Source organism: Candidatus Cloacimonadota bacterium (assembly GCA_011372345.1).
Lineage (GTDB): Bacteria > Cloacimonadota > Cloacimonadia > Cloacimonadales > TCS61 > DRTC01.
Window position 1 is genome coordinate 1 of sequence record DRTC01000008.1, and the last position, 7,292, is coordinate 7,292.

Below are 7,292 nucleotides of genomic sequence, written 5' to 3' on the forward strand. Positions count from 1 at the left end.
GTGAAAACGAAGCAATCGAAATAAGTTTTGCACTTAATGGTTTTGAAATGGAAGAAATTTCCGAAAGAGAAGAAATCTTTCAGAAAATTTCTTATTTTAATGAAGGTGAATTCCTGGAAATCGGAAAACCTGATCTTCCCAGATTTACCAGATTAGTTGCTATCCCCAATGAAGGAACGGTCTCAATCGATATTATTTCGTCGGATTATGATGTACTTACCGATATGAATATCTATCCCAGACAAGAACTTCTTTCTGAGAGCCAACCAAATAGAAACGAATTTGTCATCGATGATGATTATTATGCAAATGGAGATATTTTTCCCGGTACAATCGCTGAGATCGGAACTCCTGCGATCATGAGGGATTACAGAGTCGTAACTGTAACTGTTAATCCATTTCAATATGATCCCAAAACACAAGAATTAAAATTATATAAAAACATAAATATAGTTGTGAATTGTACTGGCAAAGGTGGTGAAAATCCAAAATTCATGACTCAAAAAAAATCAAGATCCTTTGAACAATTATATTCCTCAACTATCATTAATCATGAATCTTTAATTACGAGAGATGATGAATATCAGGATCCAAGTTATCTCTTTATTTACACGACCAGCACTTCTGTTGAAACATATCTCGATCTGTTAGTCGATTGGAAACATCAGAAAGGATTTGAGGTAACAGCAACCGATTTTTCTTCAGGAACAAGCAGCTCTACAATCAAATCTTATATCCAAACTGCTTATGACACCTGGGAAAATCCTCCGGAATTTGTCTGTCTGGTAGGAGACGCAGGAGGAAGTTTTAATATTCCTACATGGCCTTATTATGCAGGTGAAGGTGATCAAAATTATGCTCGTTTGGATGGTGGTGATATTTTAGCAGATGTTTTTATAGGTCGTCTTTCTTTTAATTATATAGATGAGCTTGCTACCATTGTTTATAAAATACTGAATTATGAAAAAGAACCTTATATGACTGATACAGACTGGTATAATAAAGCATTATTAGTAGGCGATCCTTCTTCATCAGGTCAATCCTGTATAATTACAAAGAAAAATGTTAAAGAGATGATAGATCGCAATGAAACCGGATTTACTTATGATGAAATCTATTATGGTAGTTGTGCTTCTGAAATGAACAGTTCAATGAATGATGGAGTTCTTTATTTCAATTATCGTGGCTATTTAGGAATGAGTGGCTGGGGAACAGATGACATCAGCAGTTTAACAAATGGTTATATGCTTCCGGTATCGGTATTTCCTACTTGCGGTTCCGGAGATTTTGAAGGAACCAGCGATTGTAGAAGTGAAGCAATGTTAAAAGCCGGTTCAGTAGCTGTTCCCAAAGGTGGAATTGCTGCTATTGGAACAGCAACAATGTACACTCATACCTGCTTTAATAATTGCGTTGATGCAGGTATATTTTATGGAATTTTCCAAGATCAGATCTATCACATGGGGGGTGCTTTAAATCGTGGAAAATTAAATCTATATCTTAATTATCCGCAGAATCCTAATGATGAAGTTAATAATTTCTCTTATTGGAACAACCTCATGGGAGATCCGGGTATGGAAATCTGGACGAATCTTCCGGAAGATCTGATCGTAACTTATGATTCTACAATTCCATTAGGAAGTAATTTTATTGAAGTTACGGTTGAAAACAGTTCTCGTACACCGCTTGAAGGAGCATGGGTTACGGCTTTAATGGGAGATGATGAAATCTTCTCTACCGGATATACAGACAGTAACGGTCAAATTTTCCTGCAATTCGACGGTGACACCGAAGGAACAGTTACATTAACAGTTACAAATCATAATTATATTCCTCATCTCGGCAGTTTCGATATTGGACAGGAAAATAAATTCTTAAGCGTTTTTGAAACAAATATCGATGATGACAATTTCGGAACTTCTTCCGGGAATAGTGATGGAAATATCAATCCTGGTGAAGACATCGAACTCGGTGTGAGTCTTAAAAACTATGGTACTTCAAGTACATATTCTATTGGAGCAACAATTTCTTCGGATGATTCTTTTATCGCGATCACTGATAATTCTGAAACTTATCCTAATATTGGAGCCGGAAGTTCTTCTTATTCGACTGATGATTTTGATTTCAGCCTTGATGCAGATGTTCTCGGAGGAACTGAAATCGATATCGATATAGTCATTACAGAAGGTGTTGGTAATGTCTGGAATGATAAAATATATTTAACCGTTGACGGAGCGAATCTCTCGTATGACAGTTATACTGTTGTTGATGGAGGAAATGGTATTTTAGATCCGGGTGAAACTTCCGATCTAACCGTAACCATAGAAAATATCGGTTCTGTCTCTTCGTCTTCTGTTTATGGCACTCTTTCGAGTTCAGACAGCCAGATAACTGTTCCCGATCATGCCGGATATTTTGGCACTATTGGTTCAGGATCGTCAGCAACTAATAATTCTAATAAATTTGAAGTGTCTGCAAGTTCAAATATAGCTCCCGGAACCCAGTTCACTCTCGATCTCCAGCTATATAATGCAAGTGGTTATGATAATACAGTACAATTTATATTTGAAGTTGGTGATGTCTCTGTTACTGATCCGCTCGGACCTGATACTTATGGTTACTACTGCTATGATGATGGAGATATAACTTACACTCCGACACCGATTTATGATTGGGAAGAGATCGATCCGAATTATGGCGGTTCCGGAACCGTTATTACCATGTCTGATGTAGGAAATACAGGAGATATCGAGACCATAAGTTTACCATTTAATTTCCCTTTTTATGGTGAGAATTATTCCACCATTACAGTTTGTTCAAACGGATGGATCGCTCCCGGTTCAACAGAGCAATATTCTTTTATGAACTGGCATATTCCAGGTCCTCTTGGTCCATCTCCCATGATCGCTCCCTTTTGGGATGACCTTAAAATTGGAAGCGGAAGAGTGTGTTATTACAACAATTCCGGTCAGCATTATTTCATTGTCGAATGGTCCCATTTGCAAAATGAATATAATAGTGCTGAAGAAACATTTCAGGTTATACTCTACGATCCTAATTATTATCCAACACCAACTGGTGATGGAGAAATTAAAATGCAATACAAGGTTGTGAACAATGTTGATGTTGGAGATTACACTCCCACTTTTCACATTTCTCACGGACAATATGCAACTGTAGGTATTGAAGATCATACAAGTGAGGTTGGATTAGAATATACTTATAATAATACTTATCCGACTGCTGCGAAAACTCTGCAAAATCAAATGGCAATTTTATATACTACAAATTCTCCTGAACCTCCATCAGAACCATATCTTGTCATTGGAACGATCGTTATTGACGACACAAATGGAAATGGAAATGTGGATTATGGAGAAACAGTAAACCTGGAAATCGATCTGAATAATATGGGATTAAATCCGGCAACTGGTGTATCTGCGATTCTTTCTTCAACTGATAGTTATGTAACAGTAACTCAAAATTCATCAAATTATAGTGACATTGCCGGTGGAACTTCTGGTACGAATTTTACTGACTATACATTTACCGTAGATAATGATTGTCCTGACGGACACAATGCTATATTTGACCTTGATGTTACCGGAAATGAAGATACCTGGGATCTGGATTTTCAACTTATGCTCAATGCTCCGGTCGTAGAGTTCCAGGAAGTATTTGTGAATGATGGAGGAAATAACACTTTAGATCCGGATGAAACAACTGAATTAAGAGTTACTTTGATCAATAATGGTGGAGCTGATGTAACCAACCTGAATTCTATCCTTTCATCAACCGACAGTTACATTACAATCAATGATAATTACGACAATGTTTCAACTTTGCAGGCAAGTTCAACTGCTAATGTTTATTATAATGTAACAACATCAGTAAATACTCCCTTGGGACACACAGTAATTTTTGCTCTGGATTTTACCGGTGATCTTGGTTATTCGAATACAAACGGTTTTGCTTTATCGGTCGGTTTGAATGTTGAAGATTTTGAAACCGGTGATTTCTCTAAATATGCCTGGGAATTTGATGGAGATGCAGATTGGATAATTGATTCTGATTCTTATGAAGGAACATATAGTGCCCAATCTGATGATATTACCGATAATGAAGATGTATCATTAGTTATAGAAGTTAATGTTTTATCAGCAGGTGATATTTCTTTCTGGAAAAAGGTCTCTTGTGAAAATCATCAAGATAATATCTGGGATTATTTAAGATTTCGCATTGATGGAGTTGAACAGGAAAGATGGTCGGGTATTATTGATTGGTCTGAAGAAACTTATCCTGTTTCTGCCGGAACTCGTACTTTTGAATGGCATTATCATAAAGATGGTTCTGTGAGTGAAGGTGAAGACTGTGCCTGGGTTGATTACATAATTTTCCCACCTCTTGCTTCTCCTGCTCAAATTACATATTCACCTGCTTCCTATACAAAAACTTTAGCTCCAGATGACTCGACTACCGATGATTTGAATATTGGAAATGATGGTGGAACAACCTTGGATTATACAGCAACTGTTGTCTATACAACCAGAATTGCTAATATAGGTAATAACAAATTCGATATTTCAAGAATACGAAGTGAAAACAATGTTGGTGATAGAGAGATCAAAACACCGATCGTTGCTCCATTCTTCAAAGAAGTTGATCAATCTTTGAGATTATGCCAATTCACGATCGATCTTGTTGATGACTACGGAGATGGTTGGAATGGTGGTTCTGTTGATGTTCTGGTTAATGGCTCTGTAGTCTTGAATGATCTTTCTTTGAGTTCGGGTTACGGTCCTGAATCTCATTCATTCGATGTAAATACCGGTGATCAGATTTCAACTAACTATTCTGCAGGAAGCTGGTCTTATGAAAATGCATATTATATTTATGATAATGACGGAACTCAAGTAGCTTCCGATGGTGTTGGTGGTTCAACTCCAACCGGATTAAGTCCGTTTACAGCAACTTGTACAAATGATCCTACATTCGATTGGTGTACTCTGGATGGAGCAAATCAAGTTACCGGTTCGATCGATACCGGTTCCCCGAATGATGTTATTACGGTTACTTTCGACACAAATCCTGATGATCTTGGAGTAGGAACTTATGAAGCAAATATTGTTATAACCAGTAATGATCCTGATAACTCTCAAGTTATCATCCCTGTTACTTTAAATGTCGAGGAAAGCCTTGATCCTCCGGTAAATGTCACCATTGCTCAAAGTGGTAGCAATATTACGATTAACTGGAATTCAGTAACTGGAGCAAATTCATATAAAATTTACAGCGACTCAAATCCTTATGGTTCTTTCTCAACATTAGAAGAAGAAGGAATTAATGTTACATCATGGCAGACAGCTGCATCCGCAGCCAGCAAATTTTATCGAGTTGTTGCTTCAACTGATACTCCAATGAGAAAGTCTTTTAAGAATTCAAATTTAAACAGGAAATAATTTGATTTTTAAAGATGGTTAACCTTCCAAAAGCCGAACGTAAGCGATTTTATACAGTTTTTTGAAGGTTTAATGAATGAAATAAAATTTTAAATAAATAAAAACAGGAGAGAAAATAATGAAAAAGGAAGTTTTAGTTTTAATGATGATAATCCTGAGTATGGGATTGTTAGCTCAAGCCCAATGGCAGACTGATGGTATTCCCATCCGTCAGGGTGTAAATATCGAATGGTTCCGTTCCGGAATTGCTCTCGATGATGGAAGTGTTGTTTATGTCTGGTCGGATACGCGTCGCGCAGACAGAGATGTCTGGGGACAGAAAGTCGATAGCAACGGAAATCTCGAATGGGGTGAAGAAGCTGTCCTGATCAATGGTGAAATAAATCGTCAGGAAGATATCGTTGTGATCAATACCGAGGGTGGAGTAATCACAGCCTGGGTAGATTTCCGCAACGAAGATGCCGGAGATATTTATGCCCAGAAACTTGATTACAATGGTAATTTGCTTTGGGATCCGATCGGTGTTCCTCTCTGTCTGATCGAAGATGTACAGATTTCTTTGAATATTATTAATGATGCAGTTGGTGGTGCTTATATTATCTGGGAAGATTCAAGAAATGAAGGTGGAACCGATATTTACGGAACTCATATTCTGGCAGACGGTACTATTGCTGCTGGTTGGGATGCTAATGGTAATCCGATCGCCAGTTCGAATGGAATTCAAAACCAGCATACTTTCTGGGAAGATGGTGAAGGTGGTGCGATCATTGCCTGGCATGATACTCCCAATCCTGAAGAGGGAGATATTTATGTTCAGAGAATCCTGTCTGACGGATCATTTCCCTGGGGACAAACGGGAGTTCTGTTATGCAGTTCTGATGGAGTTCAGGAAAAACCGAAAATAGCTCCGGATGGAACCGGGAGTTTCATCATTTCCTGGCGTGATCGAAGAAACGAAAATGATGGTGATATTTATGCTCAAAGAGTCGATCTAAACGGAAATCTTCTATGGGGTGATGAGATCGAGATCTATGTTGGAGCAGGAATCCAGAGAAATGCTAGAATTACAAAATCTTCCGATAACGGAGCATTCATAGTTTGGGAAGATGGCAGAAATGATTTTTATTATAAAGATCTTTATACTCAAAAAGTGAATACAAATGGTGATCTGCTCTGGGATCCTGCTGGAGTAGCTCTTTGTACGGAAAACGACGACCAACTGAATCCTCGTCTAATCTCCGATTTTGACGGCGGTTGCTGGATCGTCTGGGATGATGCTCGAGACCAGGGTTATCCAAATGTGGATATTTATCTGCAGCATCTCGATACAGATGGAAACATTCCTGCAGGTTGGAATAACAGCGGAAAAATCATTTGCATTGCTGCTGGAGAACAATTTTCACCTTTGGTAAAAAGAAATACAGAGGGAGAAGTTTTCATTAGCTGGGGAGATTTGAGAACAGGTTCAACAGGAATTTATATGCAGATTTTAGATGAAAATGGTCTTGAATTATTAGCAGAAAACGGAGAAATTATATATTACGGACTGGATGGAAATGCGGAAAACTATCAGATCCTGAAAAATAATAATCATCCTGTTATCATTTGGAAAGATACCAGGTTCAGCAGTATAGCAAATCAAATCTATATGCAGACCTTAAATTCTGATGGCAGCTTTGGGTTAGATGATAACGGACAGCCTATCACCCAAATGACAGGTTTTGATCAGGAAGCTATGGATTCCACAATATTACCGGAAGAGAACCTCGTAGCTGCTGTCTGGGAAGAAATACGGGGAGATTTTAAGCAGGTTTATGCCCAGGGAGTCGACAC

The 7,292-nt window shown here is 38.0% G+C and carries 2 protein-coding genes; both read left to right on the plus strand.

Translation table 11 applies throughout. The features are described 5' to 3' along the window. Positions 1–5,459, plus strand: a 5,459-nt coding sequence (locus ENL20_00120; GenBank protein ID HHE36966.1) for a hypothetical protein, incomplete at its 5' end; no start/stop codon positions are given. A 118-nt stretch (positions 5,460–5,577) separates the two neighbouring features. Further along, a partial coding sequence (locus ENL20_00125; GenBank protein ID HHE36967.1) for a hypothetical protein occupies positions 5,578–7,292 on the plus strand: 1,715 nt, incomplete at its 3' end.